The organism is Paraburkholderia polaris, from assembly GCF_012927345.1.
Taxonomy (GTDB): Bacteria; Pseudomonadota; Gammaproteobacteria; order Burkholderiales; family Burkholderiaceae; genus Paraburkholderia; species Paraburkholderia polaris.
The window spans coordinates 188,468-213,728 of sequence record NZ_JABBGJ010000008.1 but is presented as its reverse complement, the minus strand read 5'-3'; the positions used below and the strand labels follow the sequence as shown (position 1 = coordinate 213,728).

Below are 25,261 nucleotides of genomic sequence, written 5' to 3'. Positions count from 1 at the left end.
ACTTTTTGTCGACTGACTGAGACTATGGCTAATCCGATCCTTGACCCCAACGCTCCCGCTTTCACCCGTCGCTACATGAACCTCGCCGACCCGCGACTGGGCGCGCAGGCGCTCCACGCGAGCGACGAATTCTTCGCACCGAAAGAACGCATGCTCGAGCCGCAACCGGCGGTGTTCATTCCCGGTAAATACGACGACCACGGCAAATGGATGGACGGCTGGGAAACCCGCCGCAAGCGCACCACCGGCCACGACTATTGCGTGATCCGGCTTGCGCGGCCGGGCGTCGTGCATGGCGTCGATCTGGACACGAGTCACTTCACCGGCAACTTCCCGCCGGCCGCGTCGATCGACGCTTGCTACGTGGACGGCGACGTTCCGCCCGACAATGCCGACTGGCAGCCGCTCGTGCCGGCCACCACGCTGCAGGGCAATCAACACCATTACATCGAAGTGAACGACAACCGCGCCTTCACCCATCTGCGCGTGAATCTGTATCCGGACGGCGGTCTCGCGCGTCTGCGCGTGTACGGCCAGCCGAAGCGCGACTGGGAGCGCCTCGAGCGCGGCACGCTGCTGGATCTCGCCGCGATCGAAAACGGCGCGTACCTTGTCGCCGCGAACAACCAGCATTTCGGGCCGGCCTCGCAGATGCTGATGCCGGGCCGCGGCGTCAATATGGGCGACGGCTGGGAAACGCGACGCCGTCGCGAGCCGGGCAACGACTGGGCGATCGTCGCGCTCGCGCGGCCGGGCGTGATTCGCAAGATCGAAGTGGATACGGCGCACTTCAAGGGCAACTACCCTGATCGCTGTTCGCTGCAGGCGGCCTCGGTGACGGGTGGCACGGACGATTCGCTCGTCACGCAGGCGATGTTCTGGCCGGTTCTGCTCGGCGAACAGAAGTTGCAGATGGACCATGTGCACACATTTGCGGACGACATCGCCTCCCTCGGGCCGGTGACGCACGTGCGTTTCAACATCTTCCCCGACGGTGGCGTGTCGCGCCTGCGCTTGTGGGGCGAGATCGCATAACGGAGACGCGTCGATGAAGACCTTGCATGTGGAACGTCTGACGCGCGCGGCCTTCGCGCCGTTCGGCGACGTCATCGAACTGGACGGCGCGCGCCATTTTCCGATCAACGGCGGCACGACCGAGCGCTATCACGATCTCGCGAACGTCGACGTGACGGAGAACGGCGGCCGGCCGCTGATCAACCTGTTTCGGGCGCAGCCTCGCGCGCTGCCGATCGAAATCACAATGATGGAACGCCATCCGCTGGGCAGTCAGGCTTTCATTCCCTTAGCGGCGCGCCGCTATCTGGTGGTCGTCGCGCCGGCCGGCGAGCTTGATCCGGCGCGGATGCGGGCCTTCTGGAGCGACGGCTGGCAGGGCGTGAACTACGCCAAAGGCGTTTGGCACCATCCGCTGCTTGCGCTCGATCAGGTGAGCGATTTTGTAGTGGTGGACCGTGGCGGCGAGCAGCCCAACTGCGACGAATTGTCGTTGACCGAGCCGTGGCGGCTGCTGTTTGAGGCGAGCGTCGAGTTGGCGGAATAGGGCGGATTTGGCGGGAGCCGAGTTGCCGGAATAGGGCGGATTTGGCGAGAGCCGGGTTGCCGGAATATGGCGGATTTGGCGAGAGCCGGGTTGCCGGAATAAGGCGGATTTGGCGAGAGCCGGGTTGCCGGAATAGGTCGGAGTCGGCGAGCGCCGAGTTGTCGGAATAGGCCGGAGTCGCAACGCGGCCGTAATGCCGCGCATGCAAAGCGGCGCTAGCGTCTGCGCGCGGCCACAGCGCCGCACACGTAAAAAAACCCGGCCGATTTTCATCGACCGGGTTTTTTTTGCCCACCGAGCCGCGCACCCCGACGCGGCCGGTATCGCATTCATTCAAACTTAGTGCTTGCGATGCGGGCAATTCTCCTTGGTGCACGCGCCGTACAGCGCCAGCGCATGTTCCTGCAGCTTGAAGCCGCGTTCCTTCGCGATGGATTGCTGACGGCTCTCGATTTCGGAGTCGAAAAACTCTTCGACAAGCCCGCAGTCGAGGCAGACGAGGTGGTCGTGATGCGACCCTTCGTTCAATTCGAACACCGCCTTGCCCGATTCGAAATTGCTGCGCGAGAGCAGGCCGGCCTGCTCGAACTGCGTCAGCACGCGATACACGGTTGCCAGGCCGATATCGAGTTCTTCGTGCAGCAGACTGCGGTAGACGTCTTCTGCAGTCATATGGCGCACCGGACTATGCTGGAAAATCTCAAGGATTTTGAGGCGCGGAAGGGTCGCCTTGAGCCCGATATTCTTGAGATCGGTTGGATTGGTCATGACAAGGGATCCCTAGAGTACAATGCTGGGCTCTCATAGTAATGTGTTTTTGCCGTTCTGGTCATCTTCGATGGAATGAAACTCGCGCGGCTCGTCAGCGGGCCCGCACGGTGAGTGAAATGATTTCAAAATCTCAATTGATCTACCGGGGGAGCCGCATGCGGGGTACCTTGATCGCTGTTGCGACTGTCGCGGTTCTTGCCGGATGTTCCACCTACGACAGCCTGACGCAGCGCGTTGCCCAGAGCATTACGCCGTATCGTATTACGGTGGTGCAAGGCAATTTCGTCTCGAAAGAAGCGGCTGCACAGATGCAGGTCGGCATGTCGCGCGCGCAGGTGAAGCAGTTGCTCGGCACGCCACTTCTGACCGACATGTTCCACGCGGACCGCTGGGACTACGTGTTCTATTTCAAGCGCGGCTCGACTAACGTCGTGCAACAGCGCGACTTCGTGATCCTGTTCGCGGGCGACCGCGTCGCCAGCTGGTCGGGTGGCGAAGATCTGCCGTCGAACCTCGAGTTGCTGGCGGAAATCGACGGCGACAAGTCCGGTAAGAAGAAGGCCGCCGTGCCGAACGTGGCCAGTGCGGCCACTGGCGCTAGCGCGCCGCTGGCTGAGGCGCCGGCTGCCGTGGACACCACGCGTTCGCCGTCCGTCGATGGCGCCGCAGCAGCGGCCGCGCCGTCAACGGACGCCAACGCCGAAGCCGCGCAGGCCGCGAATCGGCTGACCAACGCGGTGCAAACGCCTTCAGGCAAGACGCAGTCGTCGGTGCGCGCTAATGCGCCGACCGCCAATGGCGGCGGTATTCCGTCGCAAGGCCCGACGGCCGCGGGGCAGCCGCAGTTCCAGTTCACGCGTCCGCCGCCGCCGCAGGTTCCGGGTACGCAGGACAATCCGGTGGGACCGACGGGCCCGCAAAGCAGCAATGGCGGCCCGACGCATAACGCGCCACTGACGTCTTCTTCGTCTTCTTCGTCCACTACGGGAACGGGCGGCTAAGCAGGCTGTCCTTCTCTTGGTACGGTTAAGACGGGCGCTGCGACGGAATGCACCGTGCGCAGCGCCCGTCAGCCTTTCTGCTGTACTGTGCTGGTCGTTGCTGTTCCTGTATGCGCGGCGCCCGGGCGTGCTGCCCGCCGTCGCTTTTGCCCGCGTTTGCCGGGTTTTGCCAGGTTTTTACCCCTTTCGAACCCTCTAGCCATGAAAATTGCCATTGCTGGCGCATCGGGCCGTATGGGCCGGATGCTCATCGAAACCGTCCTCAATGATTCCGACGCCACGCTGTCCGGTGCGCTCGACCGTGTGGGCTCCCCGCAGCTCGGTCAGGACGCCGGTGCGTTTCTCGGTAAACAGACGGGCGTGCTGCTGACCGATGACGTCGAGCGCGTGTTCGCCGAATCCGACTACCTGATCGACTTCACGCGCCCCGAAGGCACGCTGATGCATCTGGAAGCCGCGCAGCGCCACAACGTCAAAATGGTGATCGGTACGACCGGTTTCGACAATGAGCAGAAAGCGCAACTGCGCGCCGCGGCGGACAAGATCGCGCTCATGTTTTCGTCGAACATGAGCGTGGGCGTCAATGTGACGCTGAAGCTGCTCGAATACGCCGCGAAGCATTTCGCGACCGGCTACGACATCGAAATCATCGAGGCCCATCACCGTCACAAGGTCGACGCGCCGTCCGGCACGGCGCTGACCATGGGCGAAGTGATCGCCAACGCGCTCGGCCGCAATCTCGACGACTGCGCCGTCTACAGCCGCGAAGGCGTGACCGGCGAACGCGATCCGTCCACGATCGGCTTCTCGGCGATTCGCGGTGGCGACATTGTCGGCGACCATACGGTGCTGTTTGCCGGCATCGGCGAGCGTATCGAAATCACGCACAAATCGGCGAGCCGCCTGTCGTACGCGCAGGGCGCGCTTCGTGCTGTACGCTTCCTCGAAGGCCACAAGACGGGCTTTTTCGACATGCAGGACGTGCTGGGCCTGCGTTGAGCGTGTCACGGGGCCGGTTGCGGCCCCGCTTTGCTCTTTTGTAGCGCCCCTGTAATCACTTTCCAACGGCGAGGTCAGATGGCAGGCAGCAGTGGCATCATCCATTACCTGGAAACCAGCGACGCGATCACGCATGGCGTCGCGTATGTGCTGCTGGCTATGTCGATTGCGAGCTGGTGCTTTCTGATCGTCAAAAGCTGGATCCTCACACGCGCGAAACGTCAGGCCACGCCGGCGATTGCGCAGTTCTGGCAGGCGTCGACGTTGTCGGACGGCGTCGCGGCATTGAGGCGGGTGGACCGCGAGCGCGTTTTCGCGCCGCTCGCTGAGGCCGCGCTGCATGCAGCCGAAGTGGACATCCCCGGCGCGCTGCTGGCCCGCGTCGAGCGCAGCGAGCGGGTATTGCGGGCGCTGCGTCAGGCGCTCAACGCGTCGCAGCGGCGGCTGGAGTTCGGCCAGGTGTTGCTGGCTTCGGTGGGCAGCACGGCGCCATTCGTCGGCCTGCTCGGCACGGTTTGGGGCATCTATCACGCGCTCGGCAGCATCGCGGCGAGTGGTCAGGCACAGATCGAAAACGTCGCGGGTCCGGTCGGCGAGGCGCTGATCATGACGGCCTTCGGCCTCGTGGTCGCGATCCCGGCGGTGCTCGCCTATAACGTGCTTGGGCGGATGGTGCGCCAGTTGTCGGAGGAACTCGACGGCTTCGCGCACGATCTGCACACCTATGTGTGCGCGCCGGCGGATCAGCCCCGGCCCCAGCCTCAGCAAGCCCAGGCCCGGACCCCGACCCATTAAGCGCAGCGCTCAACAGAAGGAGGCGGCATGGCATTCGGCGGACTCGAGAAAAAGCAGACGGCCGCGCCGATGGCCGAGATCAACATGACGCCGTTAATCGACGTGATGCTCGTGCTGCTGGTGATTTTTATCATTACCGCGCCTTTATTCACGCACGCGATCCGGCTCGATTTGCCCAAAGTCGCGGCGGCGCCCGCGCGGCAAACGCCGCAAACCATTGCTCTTTCAATCGATGCCGCCGGCAAGTTGTACTGGAACGGCAACGTCATCACGCTGCAGCAAATGCGCGCGCGATTCGTGGAAGCGGGCAAAGCGGGGCAGGCCGACCAGCCGGAGATCCAACTGCGCGCCGAGCGCTCCACGCGCTACGAAGTCATCGCGCAGGTCATGGGCGCGGCGCAACAGGCCGGCCTCGAGCGGATCGGCTTCGTCACCGACCCGCCGCCGCCGGACGCGAAGCCATAGCATGCCGGCGCAAAAAACACCGCGTCCGGCTGGGCGTGCCGTTGACTACGCCGCCGCTCCTGCGTCTGCAGCGTCGCCGCAATAGCCTTGCGTGCTGTACGCCACCGAGATCCACCGAGCAAGCCGGACCGCATACGGACGGGCGCAACCCATGCCACCCGCGCACCACGCCACGCGGCGCACCCGTCCGCGAACGGTATAATCAGCCCTTTCCCCTGCAGAAGGGGAAACGACGCCATTTCATCCAGCAGAGCACCAAAGCGGCCGGTGCGAAAGCACCGAACCCAGCGATCTCATCACACCATGCACGAAAAATACGTTCCCTCCGACGTCGAAGCCGCCGCGCAAGGGCAATGGCGCGCCATCGACGCGTACAAGACTTCGGAAACGACTGATAAGCCCAAGTTCTATTGCGTTTCGATGCTGCCGTACCCGTCGGGCAAGCTGCACATGGGGCACGTTCGCAACTACACGATCAACGACGTGATGTACCGCTATCTGCGGATGAACGGCTACAACGTGCTGATGCCGATGGGTTGGGACGCGTTCGGCATGCCGGCGGAAAACGCCGCGATGGCCAACAACGTGCCGCCCGCGCAGTGGACCTACGACAACATCGCTTACATGAAGAAGCAGATGCAGTCGATGGGCCTCGCGATCGACTGGTCGCGTGAAGTCGCAACCTGCAGCCCCGATTACTACAAGTGGAACCAGTGGCTGTTTCTGAAGATGCTCGAAAAGGGCATCGCGTACAAGAAAACCGGCACCGTCAACTGGGACCCGGTCGATCAGACCGTGCTCGCCAACGAGCAGGTGATCGACGGCCGCGGTTGGCGTTCGGGCGCGCTGATCGAAAAGCGCGAAATCCCGATGTACTACATGCGTATCACGCAGTACGCGGATGAACTGCTGAACGACCTTGAAGGCCTCGGCTGGCCCGAGCGCGTCAAGATCATGCAGCAGAACTGGATTGGCAAGAGCTTCGGCGTGAACTTCGGTTTCCCGTATGAAATCGACGGCGAACAGAAGCTCCTGCGCGTGTTCACCACGCGTGCCGACACGATCATGGGCGTGACGTTCTGTGCAGTCGCGGCCGAGCATCCGCTCGCCACGCGTCTCGCGCAAGACAAGCCGGAACTGCAGGCCTTCATCGAAGAATGCAAGCGCGGCGGTGTGGCGGAAGCCGACGTCGCGACGATGGAAAAGAAGGGCATGGCCACCGGCTTCTACGTCACGCATCCGCTGACGCAGGAACAGGTCGAAGTGTGGATCGGCAACTACGTGCTGATGAGCTACGGCGAAGGCGCCGTGATGGGCGTGCCGGCGCATGACGAGCGCGACTTCGCGTTTGTGAAGAAATACGGTCTGCCGATCAAGCAGGTGGTGGCAGTTGAAGGCAAGGAATACTCGACCGATGCCTGGCAAGAATGGTACGGCGACAAGACCGGCACGCTGATCAACAGCGGCAAGTACGACGGCCTTAACTACGAGCAGGCGGTCGACCAGATCGCCGCCGATCTGAAAGAACTCGGCCTTGGCGACAAGCAGATCACGTGGCGTCTGCGTGACTGGGGCGTGTCGCGCCAGCGTTACTGGGGCACGCCGATTCCGATCATCCATTGCCCGACGTGCGGCGACGTGCCGGTGCCGGAAAAAGATCTGCCGGTGGTGCTGCCGGAAGACCTCGTGCCGGACGGCACGGGCAATCCGCTCGCCAAGTCGGAAGCATTCGTGAATTGCACGTGCCCGACCTGCGGTGGCGCGGCCAAGCGCGAAACCGACACGATGGACACCTTCGTCGATTCGTCCTGGTACTTCTACCGCTACGCGGCGCCGGACGCGAAGACCATGGTCGACGAGCGCACCGATTACTGGGCGCCGATGGACCAGTACATCGGCGGCATCGAGCACGCGATTCTGCACCTCTTGTACTCGCGCTTCTGGGCGAAGGTGATGCGCGACATGGGCTTGATCAAGTTCGGCGAGCCGGCCAAGAACCTGTTGACGCAGGGCATGGTGCTCAACGAAACCTATTACCGTGAAAGCGACGCCGGTAAGAAGACCTGGTACAACCCGGCTGACGTCACCGTCTCGTTCGACGACAAAGGCCGCCCGGTCGGCGCCGTGCTGAACTCGGATGGCCAGCCGGTGGTACTCGGCGGCGTCGAGAAAATGTCGAAGTCGAAGAACAACGGCGTCGACCCGCAATTGCTGATCGATCAACACGGCGCTGACACGGCGCGTCTGTTCGTGATGTTCGCTGCACCGCCCGAACAACAGCTCGAATGGTCCGGTTCGGGCGTGGAAGGCGCGAGCCGCTTCCTGCGCCGCGTGTGGAACTTCGGTCACGCGAACGAAGCCGCGTTGCGCGCCGGCGGTAAGCTCGACGCCGCGAATTTCGGCGACGCCGACAAGGTGCTGCGCCGCGAGATCTACAGCGTGCTGAAGCAGGCCGACTTCGACTATCAGCGTTTGCAATACAACACGGTGGTGTCGGCGGCGATGAAGATGCTCAACGCGCTCGACAGCGCGAAGGGCGCACAACCGGCGGTGCTGCGCGAGACGTACAGCGTGATGCTGCGCGTGCTGTATCCGGTCGTGCCGCATCAGACGTTCCAGTTGTGGCAGGAACTCGGTTACGCCGACGAATTCGGCTCGCTGCTCGACGCAGCGTGGCCGAAGGTCGATGAACAGGCGCTGGAACAGGCCGAAATCGAGCTCGTGCTGCAGGTGAACGGCAAGGTGCGCGGCGCGCTCACGGTGGCGAAGGACGCGACACGTGAAGCGATCGAAAAGCTCGCCGCCGCGCATGAAGCGGTCGGGAAGTTCAGCGAAGGCAAGGCGCCGAAAAAAATCGTCGTGGTGCCGGGCCGTCTCGTGAACGTGGTCGTTTGACAGCCCACCGAAACATGACAGCAGACAAGTGCCGCCGCGCGCGGCGGCGCTTGTCTCTCGCTGCGAAATCTACTGCGAACCAGGAGCCAATGTGACTCGCAGATCGTTATTGACGCTGGTGTGCAGCGTGCTGATGTTGTCCGCCTGCGGCTTCCAGCTGCGCGGTCAGCAGGACTACGCATTCAAACGACTCTATATCTCCGGCGGTTCGGCAGCGGCCGGCGCGCGGCTGGCTCGCCTCGTACAGGGCGGCAGCGACACGGTGGTGGTCACTTCCGTCGCGAATGCCGACGCAACGTTGCAGATCACCGAAGGCCGCGGCGTCAATACGCTCACGCTGAACTCGCTCGGTGTCGTCGAAGAGTACGCGATGAATCTCACGATGAACTACACGCTGGTCGGCAAGGATGGCACCGTGCTGATTCCGCCGAGCGCGATCGCGCTAAACCGCGCGATGACCTATAGCGACCAGTACTCGCAGGCCAAGGCTGCTGAAGCGGACATCCTGTTCGCGGACATGGAAAACGACGCGATCGACCAGCTTTCGCGCCGTCTGTCGCTGGTGCGCTCGCTGCATCCGGCCCCGGGTCAGCAGGTGCCGTCGGTTGCGCCGCGCGCGCCGTTACCGCCGCCGCCGCTGTGAGCGCCGCGCTGTGTCTTTGTTTCGCTTGCTGCGCTTGCTCATGCACTCGCTCATGCACCCGTTTAACCTCGCCGATCGGTAGCCATGCAACTGCGACTTGACGCGCTCGAAGCGCATCTCGCGAAGGGACTCGCCGGACTCTACGTCGTGTACGGCGACGAGCACCTGCTCGCGCAGGAAGCGAGCGACCGGATTCGTGCGACGGCGCGTGCGGCCGGTTTCACGGATCGCTCGGTGTTCACGGTCGAACGCGGTTTCGACTGGAGTTCGCTACTTGGCGCGAGTCAATCGATGTCGCTGTTCGGCGACCGTCAACTGGTCGAATTGCGCATCCCATCGGGCAAGCCCGGCAAGGAAGGTGCGGATGCGCTGAAGGCGCTCGCCGCCGCCGTGAATGACGACGTGCTGACGATGATCACGCTGCCGCGGCTCGATGCAGCTACGCAAAAGTCCGCGTGGTTCACCGCGCTGTCCGATGCCGGCGTCGCGTTGAAGATCGATCCGGTCGAACGCGCGCAGTTGCCGAATTGGGTCGGTCAACGGCTTGCGGCTCAGGGCCAGCGGGTCGTTGCCGGCGAAGAAGGGCGGCGTGCGCTGGCGTTCATCGCCGAACGTGTTGAAGGCAACCTGCTGGCGGCGCATCAGGAAATCCAGAAACTCGGGTTGCTGTATCCGGCTGGGTCTTTGAGCTTCGAACAGATCCAGGACGCTGTGCTCAATGTTGCCCGTTACGACGTTTTCAAGCTGAACGAGGCGATGCTGGCGGGCGATGTCGGCCGCCTGGCGCGCATGCTCGACGGGCTGCGCGGCGAAGGCGAGGCTGCCGTACTGGTGTTGTGGGCGGTCGTCGAAGAAGTGCGGACGCTGTTGCGGATCAAGCGCGGCGTCGCGGCCGGCAAGCCGCTTGCGATGCTGGTGCGTGAGAACCGCGTCTGGGGCCCGCGTGAGCGGCTGATTGGGCCGGCGCTGTCGCGCGTCACGGAAAGCACGCTTGAAAAGGCGCTCGCTTTGGCCGCGCGGCTGGATCGGCAGGTGAAGGGATTGTCGGGCGGCACGCCGGGCAATCATCGCAACGACCCACCGCCTGATCCGTGGGACGGCCTGTTCGAACTGGCCATGACGGTGGCTTCGCCGAAAGCAGCGCCTGTGCCGCCGCCACGACCTCGCTCCGCGGCAGCTACGCCGGCGCGAAGGCCAGTCTGATCTGGACGATCGACGCGGCCAATAGTGGCTGACGTGGCTGATGAGGCTGACATGCTGATGAGGAGCCGGTGTGAGGCTTTCCCACAACCAGCAGCAGGCATCTAGACGCGTCACAGTCGATGCAGGGGCAGTATCAGGTCTCGCACCGTCGAGGTTGACGGCGCTAAGGATCTGACCTCAGTCACTCCGGCCGCCGCGGCAAGCAAAGCGCTGCCACCCGACTTACAATCGTTTCATCTTTCGCTAATTCTGCTTGTCCGCCGCACCTCGATGTGCGCGGCACCACGAGAATCACCATGGATATCGACCAGTACATGACCGACCTCGGCCGCCGCGCCCGTCACGCTTCGCGTGCGATGGCGCGTGCGTCGACGGCGGCAAAGAATGCCGCGCTCGCTGCAGTCGCTCACGCGATCGAACGCGACGCCGCGCTGCTGAAGGAAGCCAATGCGCGCGACGTAGCCCGTGCGCGTGACAAAGGTCTCGACGCCGCTTTCATCGACCGACTGACGCTGTCGGACAAGGCGCTGAAGACGATGGTCGAAGGCTTGCGGCAAGTCGCCGCGCTGGCCGATCCTATCGGCGAGATCAGCAATCTGAAGTACCGCCCGAGCGGCATCCAGGTCGGCCAGATGCGTGTACCGCTCGGCGTGATCGGCATCATCTACGAATCGCGTCCGAACGTGACGATCGACGCCGCCGCGCTGTGCCTGAAGTCGGGCAACTCGACGATTCTGCGTGGCGGCTCTGAAGCGCTCGAATGCAATACGGCATTGGCGAAGCTGATCGGCGAAGGGCTGGAAGCCGCCGGTTTGCCTCAGGATGCCGTGCAAGTGGTGGCGACGTCGGATCGCGCCGCGGTTGGCAAGCTGATCACGATGACCGAATACGTCGACGTGATCGTGCCGCGCGGCGGTAAGAGCCTGATCGAGCGGCTGATGAACGAAGCGCGTGTGCCGATGATCAAGCACCTCGATGGCATCTGCCACGTGTATGTCGACGATCGCGCGGACCTGACCAAGGCGCTGACCGTCTGCGACAACGCGAAGACGCACCGCTACGGCACCTGCAACACGATGGAAACGCTGCTGGTCGCGCGCGGTATCGCGGCTGAAGTACTGCCGCCTTTGGGCAAGCTGTATCGCGACAAGGAAGTCGAATTGCGCGTGGATGCAGCCGCGCGCGCTGTGCTGGCTGACGCCGGCATCGGCCCGCTCGTCGATGCCACCGAAGAAGACTGGCGCACCGAGTATCTCGCGCCGGTGCTGGCGATCAAGGTGGTCGACGATCTCGACGCCGCGATCGACCACATCAACACGTATAGCTCGAAGCACACCGACGCGATCGTTACCGAAGACCACGACCGCGCAATGCGCTTCCTGCGCGAGGTGGATTCGGCGAGCGTGATGGTCAACGCGTCGACGCGTTTCGCGGACGGCTTTGAATTTGGCCTGGGCGCGGAGATCGGCATCTCGAACGACAAGTTGCACGCACGCGGACCGGTCGGGCTGGAAGGGCTGACGTCGATGAAGTACGTCGTGCTTGGGCATGGCGAAGGCCGGCAATAAGTCGCCGTCGGAAGCGTGTTTCATCGCGAACGCCGGAATAAGCGGCGCCGCCCGCGCGTTTCATCGCGAAAACCGGAATAAGCGCCGCCGGCTGTACGTTTAATCGCGAACGCCACCGAGCAATGCTGCCGGCTGCGTCTTTTCATTACGAACGCGCCGCCACGAGCGCTGATTTCCACAATACAAGTCGCAAGGACCGCTGATGCTTTGGGTAAAGACGTTTCACATCGTCCTGGTTGCTTCCTGGTTTGCCGGCCTGTTCTATCTGCCGCGCATCTTCGTCAATCTGGCCATGGAGACTGAACCCGCGGCCACCGCGCGGCTTTTGACGATGGCCCGCAAGCTGTTCCGCTTCATGACGTTCATCGCGGTGCCGGCGCTAGCATGCGGACTGTGGCTGTGGCTCGCGGTCGGCATTGGGCGCGGGCAGGGCTGGATTCACGCGAAGGTCGGCGTGGTGGTGCTGCTGATCATCTATCACGCGTACTGCGGGGTACTGCTGCGGACCTTCGAGCGCGGCGAGAACCGTCGGACGGACAAGTGGTATCGGATGTTTAATGAACTGCCGGTGCTGGGGATGTTGGCGGCGGTTGCGTTGGTGGTGATCAAGCCGTTTTAAAAATAGGAATATTCCTATTTACGTTTTTTGAATAAGCATTAACTCGTCGCGTGGCATTTGTCTCCGCGCGGCGCTGCACATCAGTAATCGATGGTTCGTCGGCAAAATATTCGCAGGACACTGTCGATTTCAACGCGCTATTTTCTGCGCCGCTCACTTTCCTTCAAGCTGCTATCCGGCTGATCGCTACGTTCGGAATTTTCTGATTTTGAGCGTGGGCCTAGCCGCGTCCCTATGCACGGATTGCGCTGTTCCTGTCGGCTGATACCTTTGTCTGGTAGGGATTTGCGACTTATGTTGTCTGATATTCAAGCACATCACGTAAGAAAAGTCTGATCGGTGCCGTATTTTCTTTAAGAACCGTCCTATTAAACCGTCAGATTCCTACTTCTATAGTCGGAGCATCCCCAGAAGGATTAATGGGATGGTCCGAAAGTTCTCATCACGACGACCCCGTTTTCATCCTTCTGTCAGCACCTGACGCGCGCCGGCCTCCATTAAAAAAGCCTCCGCCGCACAGAGCCCGATATCAGATCTTCAGAAGGACGAAATCATGAACAAGTCGTACAAAACCGTTTGGAATGAAACCACCGGCACGTATGTAGCCGCACCCGAAGTCGCGAAGAGCCGCGGCAAGAAGAGTCGGAACAAGAAGGCGCTGGTGGCGGCGCTGATGGCGGCGGGGGTTGGATTCGGCACGGCGGTGAAATCTGAAGCGGCGGCCACGCCCAACTCCTTTGCGGTAGGCGTGTTGGGCACTGATGCAAGCAACTCGGGCTGCATTTCTTCTGCGGACGGTGCACAGGTGACCACGGGTGCTGACTGTACTTCGGGCACTGGTGCGCAGCAAGCCGGCATCGTGTCCTACGACGCTAGTGGGAATGCGGGTGCGTTCTTTACGGTGACCGATCCGAATACCGCTCATGTGGGTGCCGGTGGCATCGACCAGTTGAAGATCACGAACAATGGTTTGTTCGTGCTGAACGCGCTCGATATGGGCGGCAACAAGATCACGAATCTGGCTGCGGGTACGGCGGCTACTGATGCGGCGAATTTCGGCCAACTGACCGGTACGGCGCAAAGCATCGCGGCTTCGCTGGGTGGCGGCGCTAGCGTGGACGCGAGCGGTCATGTGACAGCTCCGAGCTATACCCTTGGTGGCTCAGTCTATAACGACGTCGGCAGCGCGCTCGGTGGTCTGGATACGGCGATCGACAATCTTGCTGTGAGTGGCAGCAAATACATCGCTGCCTACAGTGGCGGGGCCGCTGCGAGCGCGACTCAGAATGGAGCGTTGGCAATCGGCCCGAATGCCAAGGCATTGGGCAACAATTCTCAGGCGATCGGCGTGGGTGCAAATGTCAGCGGCCAAAATTCCATTGGCGTGGGCTATAACTCGATAGTTAGCGCAGGCCAATCGGTCGCCTTTGGCTATAACTCGAACGTCGTGAGCGGCGCAGGAGTTTCGGCGGCATTGGGCTATAACGCGAGTGCGACTGCCGGGAATGCAGTCGCCTTGGGCGGCAGTTCTTTGGCGAATCGTTTCGGCACGGTATCGGTCGGCAGCGCAACGAACCAGCGTCAGATCGTGAATGTCGCGGCGGGTACGCAAGCGACCGATGCGGTCAACTACGCCCAGTTGCAGGCGGCGGGTCTGAAGACTGATACGAGCGGCAACGCCACCAACTCTTTCGTCGCCTACGACGATACGACGGAGAGCAAGGTCACGCTGGGCGGCGCGTCGGGCACGACGCTCACGAACGTCGCGGCCGGCGCGGTGTCGGCGTCGAGCACGGACGCGGTGAATGGTGCGCAGCTGTACACGACGAATCAGAACGTCGCGCAGAATGCGGCTGCGATCGCGCAGAACACCAGTGACATCTCGACGAACGCCAGCAACATCGCACAGAACACCAGCGACATCTCGACAAACACTAGCAACATCGCGCAAAACACCAGCGACATCGGCATGCTGAACACGCAGGTCAGCACGATCAACGGTCAAATGGCAGACGTCGTGAAATACGACACGTCAGCACACGACACGATGACCTTGGCCGGCACGGCGGGCACGAAGATCAGGAACGTGGCGGCGGGCGCGCTGTCCTCGTCGAGCACGGACGCGGTGAACGGCACGCAACTGTACGCGACGAACCAGAATGTCGCACAGAACTCCAGCGACATTAGCTTGATCAACTCGCAGATTGCCAGCTTGGGCGGCGGGGTGGCGGGCGCGGTGACGTACGATTCGTCGGCGCATGACAAGGTGAGTTTCGGCGGTACATCGGGCACGACGCTCACGAACGTGGCGGCAGGTGCATTGTCGGATTCGAGCAAGGATGCGGTCAATGGTTCGCAGCTCTACATGACGAACCAGAGCGTTGCACAGAATGCCGCCGCGATCGCGCAGAACACGAGCGATATCTCGACGAACGTCGACAAGGTTGCTCAGAACACGAGCGACATCTCGACGAACGCGGGCAAGGTTGCGCAGAACACGAGCGATATCGCGCAGAACACCACGGACATCAGCACGCTGAATACGCAGGTCAGCACGATCAACGGCCAGATGGCGGACGTCGCGAAATACGACTCGTCGGCGCACGACACGATGACGCTGGCCGGCGCGGCAGGCACGAAGATCACGAACGTGGCAGCGGGCGCGCTATCGGACTCGAGCACGGACGCGGTGAACGGCTCGCAACTGTATGCGACGAACCAGAGCGTTGCGCAAAATGTCGCTGCGATCACGCAGAACACCAGCGACATCGCGACGAACGCTGGCAAGATCGCTCAGAATACGAGCGATCTCGTGCAGAACACCAGCGACATCAGCACGATCAACTCGCAGATCGCCAGCCTCGGCGGCGGTGTGGCCGGCGCGGTGGCCTACGACTCCGCGGCGCGCGACAAGGTGACGTTCGCAGGCGCCTCGGGTACGACGCTCAAGAACGTGGCGGCAGGCGCGGTGTCGGGCTCGAGCATGGACGCAGTGAACGGCACGCAGTTGTACACGACGAATCAGAACGTCGCGCAGAACACGAGCGACATCTCGACCAACACTGGCAACATCGCGCAGAACACGAACGATATTGCGAAGAACACTAGCGATATTGCGCAGCACGCCAGCGACATCGCGCAAAACACTAGCGACATCGCGAAGAACACCAGCAATATCTCGAACCTCGACACGCGCGTCACGACGGTCGAAGGTTCGGTAAGCGATTTGGCTAACCAGATCAACACGGGCGCAGTCGGCCTCGTGCAGCAGGATCAGACTTCGGGTGATCTGACGGTCGCCAGCAACACCGGCGGAACGCGCGTCAACTTCATGGGCACCACGGGCCCGCGCGAACTGCTCGGCGTCGCAGCCGGCACGACCAGCAACTCCGCGGTCAACCTGGGTCAGTTGAACCCGCTCGTCGCATCGCTCGGCGGCGGTGCGCAAGTGAACGCTGACGGCTCGATCGTCAGCCCGACTTATCACATGCAGGGCGGCACGCAGAGCACCGTCGGCGACGCGCTCGATACGCTTGACACGAATCTGTCGTCGCTGGAAACGCAGATCAACAATGGCAGCATCGGCATGGTCACGCAGGACCAGACTTCGCGCGATCTGCGCATCGGCGCTACGACCGATGGCACGCGTCTCAGCGTGGCCGGCACAGCGGGTAACCGTGTCGTGACCGGTGTGGCGGCCGGTGCGGTGAGCGCGGAGAGCGTCGATGCGGTGAACGGCTCGCAACTCCATGCGAACGCAGCCAGCACGGCAGCGGCGCTTGGCGGCGGATCGACCGTCAACGCGGACGGCACGGTCTCGGCGCCGTCATATAGCGTCGGCGGCACGACCGTGAACAACGTCGGCGCGGCGATCGCGAACGTCGACGGCCGTGTGACGCAGAACACGTCCGATATCGCGAGCCTGCAGACGACGGTCGGCTCGATGAGCGGCTCGGTGGCGAACGCGGTGTCGTATGACACGTCGGCACACAACCAGGTGACCTTGGGCGGTTCGGCCAGCGCGCCGAAGGTGAAGTTGACCAACCTGCAGGATGGCGAACTGTCGGCGACGAGCACCGATGCAGTGACCGGCGCGCAGTTGTGGAATACCAACCAGCAACTGTCCGATCTGAGCCAGTCGGTGCAGAACCAGCAGCAGACCGGCAACACCGCGATGTCCCTCAACGCAGGCGGCGCACCGGCAGCGGCAGCCACCGGCAACAATGCCGTGGCGCTCGGCGGCGGTTCGCAGGCTAGTGGCGAGAACTCGGTTGCGATCGGTTCGGGTTCCGTGGCCGATCAGGCGAACACTGTCTCTGTGGGTTCGCAAGGCAATGAGCGTCGTATCACCAACGTCGCCGATGGCCAGGTTGCGACGGACGCCGTGAACATGCGTCAGTTCCAGTCGGGTATCAATGACGTGGCGCGCAGCGCCTACAGCGGCGTAGCAGCCGCCACCGCGCTGACGATGATTCCGGAAGTCGATCCGGGCAAGACGCTGGCAGTCGGCGTCGCCGGAGCGACTTACAAGGGTTATCAGGCCGCGGCTGTGGGCGCATCGGCCCGTATCACGCAGAACCTGAAGGTCAAGGTGGGTGCCGGCATCAGCGGTAGCGAAACGACTGTCGGCGCCGGTGCGTCGTATCAGTGGTAAGCGTATGACGGTGGTGAAAAGGTGCGGCGGTTGCGTCGCGCCCTTCCGTAGGCCGCAAGTTTGAGTTTGACCCGGTAGTAAAGAAAAGAGGACGGGCTCCCTTCGAGGAGCTCGTCCTTTTTTTGCGCGTGCGGTTGACGCACCGAACAGCCGATACGATTGCGAACACGTCGCTCACCTCTCCCGAGCGACGCCTTCCCCTGCTGCTGTCCCTACGCGAACGCATGTCACTGCCAACGTCCGATGCGCGACCGTCCGCGAAACGTCAGGCGCCCGGATCGATCCTTCTGCGAGTAATCACTTCCTTCGCCTGCGCCATCTTCTCGACGAGCTCAGGCCCCCGGCTCAAAGCCACACCCACCGCGAGAATATCCCCGATCGCCAGATGCGAGACGCGCGAGGTCATCGGCGAAAAGATATCGGTGTCTTCGTCGACATTGGCAAACAACCCGACCGTCGCAAGCCGTGCCAATGGCGAATTGCCGTGCGTGATCGCAATCACCTTCGCGCCTGCCGCTAGCGCCGACTTCACCGCATCGACGATGTCGCGCGTGCGGCCGGTATTCGAGATCGCCACCACCACGTCGCCCTCGCCCAGCAGCGCGGCCGACATCAGAAACGTATGCGGGTCCGAATACGCGACGCTCGGCATGCCGAGGCGAAAGAACTTGTGCTGCACATCGAGCGCCGCGATGCCCGAACCGCCCGCGCCGTAGAACTCGATGCGCCGCGCCTGCGCCAGCAGCGCGATTGCCGCCGCCACGCTATCTGACGACAGATTGTTGCGCACCTGGATCAGCGCGCCGATAGTCCGGTCAAGCACCTTCGCGGCCACGCCCGGCGCCGGCTCGTCAGGCCGCACGTCGCGGTAGACGGCGGGCACTTCCGCCGCGATCCCTTGCGCCAGCCGGATCTTGAACTCGCGAAAGCCGGAAAAACCGAGCGCATGACAGAACCGAGCGATAGTTGGCTGACTGACGCCGGCGCGCGCGGCCACTTCGGTCATCGATAGATCCAGCACCTCGCGCGGCGCTTCAATCACGTAATCGGCCAGCTTGCGCTCGGACGGGCGCAACTGCTCGCGCATCTCTTCCACTTGGGACAGCATCATCGGAAAACTCGCACTATGCTGAAGAATGCGTGGACTATATCTGATTGCTGAAGAAGCTACAAAAACTACATATCGAGCGCTAGGTGTATTCCCTGGTTTTTGGCATATATGTCGCTAAGGCAAAGCCAGTATGGCGATGCGGCGATTCAAAGATGCGGCGGTGCAGCAGGAATCGTGATTGCGATCGTGTAGTTTTTCTACTAAGATTGCGTCGTCGACTGATCCGACATCCCCGCGATACCTACCTGGCATAGTGCGCGCACGGCTCACGCCAGCGACGAAGGAGCTCCGATGGTTTCCCCGCATTCGCAATTGTTGAAGGTCACGCAACGCGTGGTCGAGCGCAGCAAACCCACTCGCGAGGCGTATCTGGCCCGCATCCATCACGCTCAGGGCAAATTTCCGGCGCGCGGCGCGCTCTCCTGCGCCAATCTGGCCCACGGTTTTGCCGGCCTCGAAGGCAACGACAAGTTCGCCATCAAGGCGATCCGCGAGCCGAACATCGGCATCGTGTCGTCGTACAACGAGATGCTGTCCGCGCACGCGCCGTACAAAAACTACCCCGACATCATCAAAGAGGCCGCGCGTGAAAACGGCGGCGTCGCGCAATTCGCGGGCGGTGTGCCGGCCATGTGCGACGGCGTCACGCAAGGCAATGCGGGCATGGAACTTTCGCTGTTCTCGCGCGAAGTGATCGCGATGAGCACGGCGGTCGCGCTCACGCACAACATGTTCGACGCGGCGCTGTGCCTCGGCATTTGCGACAAGATCGTGCCGGGCCTCCTGATCGGCGCGCTGCAATTCGGCCATCTGCCGACGATTTTCGTGCCGGCCGGCCCGATGGGGAGCGGTCTGTCGAACGACGACAAAGCCAAGACGCGCCAACTCTTCGCCACCGGTCAATGCGGCCGCGACGCGCTGCTCGAAGCGGAAGCCGCCGCATACCACAGCCAGGGCACCTGCACGTTTTACGGCACCGCGAACAGCAACCAGATGCTCATGGAGGTCATGGGCCTGCATCTGCCGAGTTCCGCGTTCGTGCATCCGCATACGGCGCTGCGCGACGCGCTGACGGCGCAGGCCGCGCGCCGCGTGCTCGATCTGACGGTGGACCGCGGCAATTACACCCCGATCGGCCACGTGGTCGACGAGAAAGCGATCGTCAATGGCATCGTCGCATTGCTGGCAACGGGCGGTTCCACCAATCACACGTTGCACCTCGTCGCGATTGCACGCGCAGCCGGCATCGTGATCGACTGGAACGACTTCGACACGCTGTCGCAAGCCGTGCCGCTGCTCGCAAAGATCTACCCGAATGGCAAGGCCGATGTGAACCACTTCCACGCTGCGGGCGGTGTCGCGTTCCTGGTCCGCAATCTGCTGGAAGGCGGCTTGCTGCATGAGGACGTGAACACCGTCGCCGGCAAAGGGCTGCATCACTACACGGAAGAGCCGAAGCTGATCGACGGCAAGCTGCAATGGGTACCGGGCGCGGAAAAGAGCGAAGACACGGCGGTGCTGCGTGGCATCAAAGAACCGTTTCAGCCCGATGGCGGTTTGCGTCTGATGCAAGGCAAGCTTGGCCGCGGCGTGATCAAGATTTCCGCAGTGGCGGCGCAGCATCGCAAGGTGAAGGCGCCGGCCATCGTGTTCGATTCGCAGGAAGCGGTGCAGGCCGCGTTCGACAAGGGCGAGCTGAAGCGCGATTTCATTGCTGTTGTGCGTTTCCAGGGCGCTCGCGCAAATGGCATGCCCGAGCTGCATCGTTTGACGCCGTTGCTCGGTGTGTTGCAGGATCAAGGTTTCCACGTCGCATTGGTCACGGACGGCCGCATGTCCGGCGCGTCGGGCAAGGTGCCGGCGGTGATCCACCTGTCGCCGGAAGCATTGCTGCAAGGCCCGATCGGTAAGGTTCGCACCGGCGACATGCTGGTGATCGATGCGGACGCAGGCGTGCTCGACATCGAAATCGACGCAGCCGAATGGGCGGCGCGGCCGGAAGCGTTGCCGCAGCATCAGGCGGAGAACGAAGTCGGCTTCGGCCGTGAGCTGTTCGGCGTGTTCCGTGCGGCGGCAGCGCCGGCGGAGCAGGGCGCCTCGGTGTTCGGTCCGATGGTGGGCGAGCGCGCAGCGCATCACGGTGAGCGGGCCAAAGCACACACCGAAGCACACACAAGCACCACTCAAGCCAGCTAAACGCTGCAGAAATAAGGAGTCTGACTATGACAGCGAAAACAGTAAGCGACATCGTGCGCCTCGGCCCCGTGATTCCGGTGCTCGCATTCGACTCGGTCGAGCAGGGTGAAAACGTGTCGCGCGCACTGCACGCGGGTGGCGTGAAGGTGCTGGAAATCACGCTGCGCACCGCAGCCGGTCTGGAAGCGATCGAACGCGCGAGCCAACTGGCTGAGGACATCGTGGTTGGCGTCGGTACGATCACGAAGCCCGAGCACTGCGCTCAGGCCAAGAAAGCGGGCGCGCAGTTCGGCGTCTCGCCGGGTCTGACGAGAGACATGCACAAGGCCGCGCAGGATGCGGGCTTGCCGCTGCTGCCGGGCGTGATGACACCGACCGACATCATCACCGCACTGGAACTCGGCTACGAAATCGTCAAGTTCTTCCCGGCGCAGCAAGCCGGCGGCGTGCCGATGCTGCAGGCGTTTTACGGCCCGTTCCCGACACTGAAATTCTGCCCAACCGGCGGCATCACGGCCGAAAGCGCCATCAATTTCCTCGCACAACCGAACGTCGTGTGCGTGGGCGGTTCGTGGTTGACGCCGAAAGCCGCGCTCGTCGCGCAAAACTGGGATGAAGTCACGCGTCTCGCGCGTGCCGCCAGCGAGCTGGCCGCGCCTGCTCACTAAGCTGCACACTAAGTTGCATCGGCGCACGATACGATAGTCCGCTAGCCAGGTACCACGCAAAGGAGCTTCGTCGAAACAGTCTGTCAGGCTGTCGCGGCGAGGCTCCTTTTCGATATGCGCGCCGGATTCGCGCGCTTTTAGAGACAACAAACAGTAAAATTCAGCGTCCGCGCGGCTTGCCGGGTTTTCTGGCACCGCTGCAGGTCGCCGTGAGACAGGTGCCAGCCGTGTTCCGCACCGACATCAATAACGCAAAGGAGGAGCTTCATGGAAGCTGTCCACGGCAGCATGCTGCTGGTCTTCGCGGTGATCGCCATCGCACTTCTGATCCTGCTGATCACCCGCTACAAGGTTTATCCGTTCCTCGTCCTCATCATCGTGTCGTTGTTGCTGGGTCTCGCATCCGGCATGCCGATGGGCACCATCGTCAAATCGTTCGAAACCGGTAACGGCAACACGCTCGGCCACATTGCGATCGTGGTCGGGCTAGGCACCATGCTCGGCAAGATGATGGCCGAATCGGGCGGCGCGGAGCGCATTGCCACTACGTTGATCGACTGGTTCGGTGAGAAGAACATTCACTGGGCGATGATGGTCGTGGCGATCATCGTGGGCTTGCCGGTGTTCTTCGAAGTCGGTTTCGTGCTGCTGATTCCGATCGCGTTCAACGTCGCGAAGCGCACCAACAAATCGCTGCTGCTGGTCGGCTTGCCGATGGTCGCGGGGCTTTCCGTCGTGCACGGCCTGATTCCGCCGCATCCGGCCGCGATGCTCGCGGTGCAGGCGTATCACGCCGACATCGGCAAGACGATCGCGTACGGCCTGATCGTGGGCGTGCCGACGGCGATCGTCGCCGGTCCGTTGTTCGCATTGCTGGTCAGCCGCTATATCAAACTGCCGGAGAACAATCCGCTCGCCGCGCAGTTTCTCGGCGCCGCTGACAAGCAAAAGGAAAAGCGCGAACTGCCGAGCTTTGGCATTACGCTTTTCACCATTCTGTTGCCGGTGATTCTGATGCTGGTCGGCAGCTGGGCCGACCTCGTGTTTACGCCGAAGACCTTGGCGAACGACCTGCTGCGTTTCGTCGGCAATTCGGACGTCGCGTTGTTGATCGCCGTGCTGGTCAGCTTCTGGACTTTCGGTGCGAGCCGCGGTTTCAATCGTGAGCAGATTCAGAAGTTCTGCGGCGAATGTCTGGCGCCGATCGCGGGCATCACGCTGATCGTCGGTGCCGGCGGCGGTTTCGGGCGCGTGCTGATGGATAGCGGCATTTCGAAGGAAATCGTCAACGTGGCAACGGCCATGCACCTGTCGCCGCTGCTGTTCGGCTGGCTGGTGGCCGCGCTGATTCGTCTGGCCACGGGTTCGGCGACGGTCGCCATGACCACCGCTTGCGGTATCGTCGCGCCGATCGCGGCGGCGAGCGGCGTGCATGTCACGCCGGAATTGCTGGTGCTGGCAACCGGTTCGGGCTCGCTGATTTTCTCGCACGTCAACGACGGCGGTTTCTGGCTGATCAAGGAATATTTCGGTATGACGGTAGTGCAGACGTTCAAGACATGGTCGCTCTGCGAAACCATCATTTCAGTGATGGGTTTGGGTTTGACTTTCGCGCTCGCGACGGTCGTGTAAGGAGTTTCTGATGATTCTGATCGCAATGGGCGTGTCGGGCGCCGGCAAAACGAAGATTGGCGAAATGCTGGCGGAACGCCTGCACTGCGCATTTACCGACGGCGACGCGTTTCACAGCGCCGCCAACAAAGAGAAAATGCACCACGGCATTCCGCTTACCGACGAAGACCGTTGGCCGTGGCTGCAAACCATCCGCGTGGCAATCGAAGGGAAGCAACGGGCGGGCGAGAAGGCGGTATTCACGTGTTCGTCGCTGAAGCGTTCGTACCGCGATGTTCTGCGTAATGGCGACAAGGACGTGTGCTTCATCTACCTCAAGGGTTCGCGCGAAGTGCTGGAGGCGCGGTTGACTACCCGTACCGGTCACTTCTTCGATCCGTCGCTGTTGCAAAGTCAGCTCGATACGCTCGAGGAACCGGGCCCGGATGAAGCGATCACGGTGAGTATCGAGTTGTCGCCGGAAGAAATCGTCGTCGAGGTGTTGAAGCAGGTCGAGGTTCGCTGAGTTTCCAGCCCTTTGGCCTGAACGAAGAAAAGCCGCTCCGAGGAGCGGCTTTTCTATGCCTCCGAAGAAGCAATGAGGCAGCGATGACCGAAGCTTAAGCGATGCGCTTTGCCAGTTCGACCGCTTTGCCGATATACGAACCCGGCGTCATGGCGAGCAGACGATCCTTCGCATCTTGCGGAATCGCCAGGCCGCTCACGAACGTTTGCAGCGCTTCGCGCGTGATGCCCTTGCCGCGCGTCAGTTCCTTCAACTGCTCGTACGGGTTCTCGATGCCGTAGCGGCGCATCACCGTTTGCACCGGCTCGGCCAACACTTCCCAGCAGTTGTCGAGGTCTTCATTCAGGCGCTGCGCATTCACTTCGAGCTTGTCCAGGCCGCGGATCAGCGAGTCGTACGCAAGCAGCGAGTAGCCGAACGCGACGCCCATGTTGCGCAGCACCGTCGAGTCGGTGAGGTCGCGCTGCCAGCGCGAAATCGGCAGCTTATCGGCCAGGTGGCGCAGCGTGGCGTTGGCCAGGCCGAGATTGCCTTCCGAATTTTCAAAGTCGATCGGATTGACCTTGTGCGGCATCGTCGACGAGCCGATTTCGCCGGCCTTCGTACGTTGCTTGAAGTAACCGACCGAGATGTAGCCCCACACGTCGCGGTCCAGATCCAGCAGGATCGTATTCGCGCGCGACACGGCGTCGAACAGTTCGGCCATGTAGTCGTGCGGCTCGATCTGGATCGTGTACGGATTGAACGTGAGCTTCAGACGCTGTTCGACCACTTCGCGCGAGAACGCTTCCCAGTCGAATTCGGGATACGCGGACAGATGCGCGTTGAAGTTACCAACCGCGCCATTCATCTTGCCCAGCAGTTCGACCTTCGCGATACGCTCGATCGCGCGTTCCAGACGCGCAGCGACGTTGGCGATTTCCTTGCCGAGCGTGGTGGGGCTGGCCGGTTGGCCGTGCGTGCGCGACAGCATCGGCTGTTCGGCTTGCGCATGAGCCAGCGCGACGAGGCGTTGATGCACCGAGCGCAGCGCCGGCAGAATCACGTGTTCACGCGCGCCCGCCAGCATCAGGCCGTGCGACGTGTTGTTGATGTCTTCCGACGTGCAGGCGAAGTGGATGAACTCGCTCGCGCGTTCCAGTTCTTCCTGACCCTTGACCGATTCCTTCAGCCAGTACTCGACCGCTTTCACGTCGTGATTCGTCACACGTTCGATTTCCTTGATGCGCGCGGCGTCGTGCGCGGTGAAGCGCTCGGCCAGTTGCAGCAGGAACTGTTCGGCCGCTTCGGAAAAGCGCGGTACTTCGGCGAAACCGGCGTGCGAGAGCGCGATCAGCCAGTGGATTTCAACCGTCACGCGATTGCGCATGAAAGCGGCTTCCGAGAGCCAGTCGCGCAGGGCTTCGGTTTTCGACGCGTAACGGCCGTCGAGCGGGGAGAGCGCGTTCAGCGCGAACAGGGTGTCGGGGCGGGTGTCGGACATGATGGGGGCGTGACGCAAGGGTGAAAACGCGGGGAAACTGCGAGAACCCGGAATTTTACCACCGGACGCTTGCACCCCTGATTCCATCGCGCCGTCCACGAGGGACAACAACGCCTATTCGTTACCGAAGGGTGGGAGGCGCGGATCGGATGCACGCGAACGGGGTTGGCTGGTGCTGCCTTCGAGCCGTACGGCAGGGCTGATCGTTGGCATCGGTTCTTGCGCAATGCCTCGCCGTGGAGTCAGTAGCCCGGAGACGACGAACCAGTAATAGCGGTGTGCCACTCAGGTCATCTGTGAGGTAATCATCCGGCTTCGGAGGGAGACCACTCAATTCCATAAGAAAGTCTCGCCTTCGATACAGGGGTTCATTCTCGAGCGCCGGATACGCATCGGAAAAATGGGCTAATTCCGATGACCCTCAAATCGGTGGTGACAGCATCGATATGCGAAAAAATTAGCACAATAAGCATGACTTGCGATCACGTCGCC

General features: G+C 62.3%; 19 protein-coding genes. 16 read left to right on the top strand and 3 right to left on the bottom strand.

Features of this window, described 5'->3' with window-relative positions:
* Positions 1–24 precede the first annotated feature (24 nt).
* Together alc and HHL24_RS09760 are read left to right on the top strand one after the other, a co-directional pair.
* Positions 25–1,035, top strand: a complete 1,011-nt coding sequence (gene alc, locus HHL24_RS09765; protein ID WP_169485296.1) for an allantoicase — start codon at positions 25–27, stop codon at positions 1,033–1,035.
* A 13-nt stretch (positions 1,036–1,048) separates the two neighbouring features.
* Entirely contained in the window at positions 1,049–1,561 is a 513-nt protein-coding gene (locus HHL24_RS09760) for an ureidoglycolate lyase (RefSeq protein WP_169485295.1), read from the top strand.
* 339 nt (positions 1,562–1,900) lie between these two features.
* On the opposite strand, the gene fur is transcribed toward HHL24_RS09760, so the two are convergent.
* Complete coding sequence (gene fur / locus HHL24_RS09755) at positions 1,901–2,329, bottom strand: ferric iron uptake transcriptional regulator (RefSeq protein ID WP_169485294.1); 429 nt, start codon at positions 2,327–2,329, stop codon at positions 1,901–1,903.
* 158 nt (positions 2,330–2,487) lie between these two features.
* On the opposite strand from fur, the gene HHL24_RS09750 reads away from it, so the two are divergent.
* The 10 genes from HHL24_RS09750 (at position 2,488) to HHL24_RS09705 (ending at position 17,174) form a co-directional block, all read left to right on the top strand.
* The gene (locus HHL24_RS09750; RefSeq protein ID WP_169485312.1) at positions 2,488–3,333 is read left to right on the top strand and encodes an outer membrane protein assembly factor BamE; all 846 of its coding nucleotides are present in this window, start codon (positions 2,488–2,490) and stop codon (positions 3,331–3,333) included.
* Between the two features lie 201 nt (positions 3,334–3,534).
* Positions 3,535–4,332 (top strand): 4-hydroxy-tetrahydrodipicolinate reductase, encoded by a 798-nt coding sequence (gene dapB, locus HHL24_RS09745; protein ID WP_169485293.1) that lies wholly within the window; start codon positions 3,535–3,537, stop codon positions 4,330–4,332.
* Positions 4,333–4,410: 78 nt separating this feature from the next.
* Positions 4,411–5,127, top strand: a complete 717-nt coding sequence (locus HHL24_RS09740; protein WP_169485292.1) for a MotA/TolQ/ExbB proton channel family protein — start codon at positions 4,411–4,413, stop codon at positions 5,125–5,127.
* Between the two features lie 27 nt (positions 5,128–5,154).
* Positions 5,155–5,592 carry an ExbD/TolR family protein gene (locus HHL24_RS09735; protein WP_169485291.1) on the top strand — a complete coding sequence of 146 codons (438 nt, stop codon included), beginning with the start codon at positions 5,155–5,157 and terminating at the stop codon, positions 5,590–5,592.
* A 303-nt stretch (positions 5,593–5,895) separates the two neighbouring features.
* Positions 5,896–8,487 carry a leucine--tRNA ligase gene (gene leuS / locus HHL24_RS09730; protein WP_169485290.1) on the top strand — a complete coding sequence of 864 codons (2,592 nt, stop codon included), beginning with the start codon at positions 5,896–5,898 and terminating at the stop codon, positions 8,485–8,487.
* Between the two features lie 91 nt (positions 8,488–8,578).
* The gene (locus HHL24_RS09725) at positions 8,579–9,130 is read left to right on the top strand and encodes an LPS-assembly lipoprotein LptE (RefSeq protein WP_169485289.1); all 552 of its coding nucleotides are present in this window, start codon (positions 8,579–8,581) and stop codon (positions 9,128–9,130) included.
* Between the two features lie 84 nt (positions 9,131–9,214).
* Positions 9,215–10,333: a DNA polymerase III subunit delta gene (holA, locus tag HHL24_RS09720; protein ID WP_169485288.1), complete on the top strand. Its 1,119-nt coding sequence runs from the start codon at positions 9,215–9,217 to the stop codon at positions 10,331–10,333.
* A 296-nt stretch (positions 10,334–10,629) separates the two neighbouring features.
* On the top strand, positions 10,630–11,901 hold the full coding sequence (locus HHL24_RS09715; protein WP_169485287.1) for a glutamate-5-semialdehyde dehydrogenase: 1,272 nt from the start codon (positions 10,630–10,632) through the stop codon (positions 11,899–11,901).
* A 202-nt stretch (positions 11,902–12,103) separates the two neighbouring features.
* Positions 12,104–12,520 carry a CopD family protein gene (locus HHL24_RS09710; RefSeq protein WP_120349445.1) on the top strand — a complete coding sequence of 139 codons (417 nt, stop codon included), beginning with the start codon at positions 12,104–12,106 and terminating at the stop codon, positions 12,518–12,520.
* Positions 12,521–13,073: 553 nt separating this feature from the next.
* Entirely contained in the window at positions 13,074–17,174 is a 4,101-nt protein-coding gene (locus tag HHL24_RS09705; RefSeq protein ID WP_169485286.1) for a YadA-like family protein, read from the top strand.
* 265 nt (positions 17,175–17,439) lie between these two features.
* Here the strand turns inward: HHL24_RS09705 and HHL24_RS09700 are convergent, their stop codons facing one another.
* Positions 17,440–18,285 (bottom strand): MurR/RpiR family transcriptional regulator, encoded by an 846-nt coding sequence (locus HHL24_RS09700; protein WP_169485285.1) that lies wholly within the window; start codon positions 18,283–18,285, stop codon positions 17,440–17,442.
* Between the two features lie 291 nt (positions 18,286–18,576).
* Between HHL24_RS09700 and edd the strand changes: the two genes are divergently transcribed.
* The 4 genes from edd (at position 18,577) to HHL24_RS09680 (ending at position 23,286) form a co-directional block, all read left to right on the top strand.
* Complete coding sequence (edd, locus tag HHL24_RS09695) at positions 18,577–20,481, top strand: phosphogluconate dehydratase (RefSeq protein WP_169485284.1); 1,905 nt, start codon at positions 18,577–18,579, stop codon at positions 20,479–20,481.
* A 26-nt stretch (positions 20,482–20,507) separates the two neighbouring features.
* A complete protein-coding gene (gene eda, locus HHL24_RS09690; protein ID WP_169485283.1) occupies positions 20,508–21,149 on the top strand; it encodes a bifunctional 4-hydroxy-2-oxoglutarate aldolase/2-dehydro-3-deoxy-phosphogluconate aldolase in 642 nt (213 codons plus the stop codon).
* Positions 21,150–21,416: 267 nt separating this feature from the next.
* Positions 21,417–22,781: a GntP family permease gene (locus tag HHL24_RS09685; RefSeq protein ID WP_169485282.1), complete on the top strand. Its 1,365-nt coding sequence runs from the start codon at positions 21,417–21,419 to the stop codon at positions 22,779–22,781.
* 10 nt (positions 22,782–22,791) lie between these two features.
* Positions 22,792–23,286 carry a gluconokinase gene (locus HHL24_RS09680; RefSeq protein WP_169485281.1) on the top strand — a complete coding sequence of 165 codons (495 nt, stop codon included), beginning with the start codon at positions 22,792–22,794 and terminating at the stop codon, positions 23,284–23,286.
* 94 nt (positions 23,287–23,380) lie between these two features.
* Here HHL24_RS09680 and purB read toward each other — a convergent pair whose 3' ends face one another.
* A complete protein-coding gene (purB, locus tag HHL24_RS09675) occupies positions 23,381–24,769 on the bottom strand; it encodes an adenylosuccinate lyase (RefSeq protein ID WP_169485280.1) in 1,389 nt (462 codons plus the stop codon).
* Positions 24,770–25,261 lie beyond the last annotated feature (492 nt).

Coding starts and splice junctions, on each gene's coding strand:
- alc (WP_169485296.1), top strand. CDS start 25: ATGGCTAATCCGATCCTTGACCCCAACGCTCCCGCTTTCACCCGTCGC.
- HHL24_RS09760 (WP_169485295.1), top strand. CDS start 1,049: ATGAAGACCTTGCATGTGGAACGTCTGACGCGCGCGGCCTTCGCGCCG.
- fur (WP_169485294.1), bottom strand. CDS start 2,329: ATGACCAATCCAACCGATCTCAAGAATATCGGGCTCAAGGCGACCCTT.
- HHL24_RS09750 (WP_169485312.1), top strand. CDS start 2,488: ATGCGGGGTACCTTGATCGCTGTTGCGACTGTCGCGGTTCTTGCCGGA.
- dapB (WP_169485293.1), top strand. CDS start 3,535: ATGAAAATTGCCATTGCTGGCGCATCGGGCCGTATGGGCCGGATGCTC.
- HHL24_RS09740 (WP_169485292.1), top strand. CDS start 4,411: ATGGCAGGCAGCAGTGGCATCATCCATTACCTGGAAACCAGCGACGCG.
- HHL24_RS09735 (WP_169485291.1), top strand. CDS start 5,155: ATGGCATTCGGCGGACTCGAGAAAAAGCAGACGGCCGCGCCGATGGCC.
- leuS (WP_169485290.1), top strand. CDS start 5,896: ATGCACGAAAAATACGTTCCCTCCGACGTCGAAGCCGCCGCGCAAGGG.
- holA (WP_169485288.1), top strand. CDS start 9,215: ATGCAACTGCGACTTGACGCGCTCGAAGCGCATCTCGCGAAGGGACTC.
- HHL24_RS09715 (WP_169485287.1), top strand. CDS start 10,630: ATGGATATCGACCAGTACATGACCGACCTCGGCCGCCGCGCCCGTCAC.
- HHL24_RS09710 (WP_120349445.1), top strand. CDS start 12,104: ATGCTTTGGGTAAAGACGTTTCACATCGTCCTGGTTGCTTCCTGGTTT.
- HHL24_RS09705 (WP_169485286.1), top strand. CDS start 13,074: ATGAACAAGTCGTACAAAACCGTTTGGAATGAAACCACCGGCACGTAT.
- HHL24_RS09700 (WP_169485285.1), bottom strand. CDS start 18,285: ATGATGCTGTCCCAAGTGGAAGAGATGCGCGAGCAGTTGCGCCCGTCC.
- edd (WP_169485284.1), top strand. CDS start 18,577: ATGGTTTCCCCGCATTCGCAATTGTTGAAGGTCACGCAACGCGTGGTC.
- eda (WP_169485283.1), top strand. CDS start 20,508: ATGACAGCGAAAACAGTAAGCGACATCGTGCGCCTCGGCCCCGTGATT.
- HHL24_RS09685 (WP_169485282.1), top strand. CDS start 21,417: ATGGAAGCTGTCCACGGCAGCATGCTGCTGGTCTTCGCGGTGATCGCC.
- HHL24_RS09680 (WP_169485281.1), top strand. CDS start 22,792: ATGATTCTGATCGCAATGGGCGTGTCGGGCGCCGGCAAAACGAAGATT.
- purB (WP_169485280.1), bottom strand. CDS start 24,769: ATGTCCGACACCCGCCCCGACACCCTGTTCGCGCTGAACGCGCTCTCC.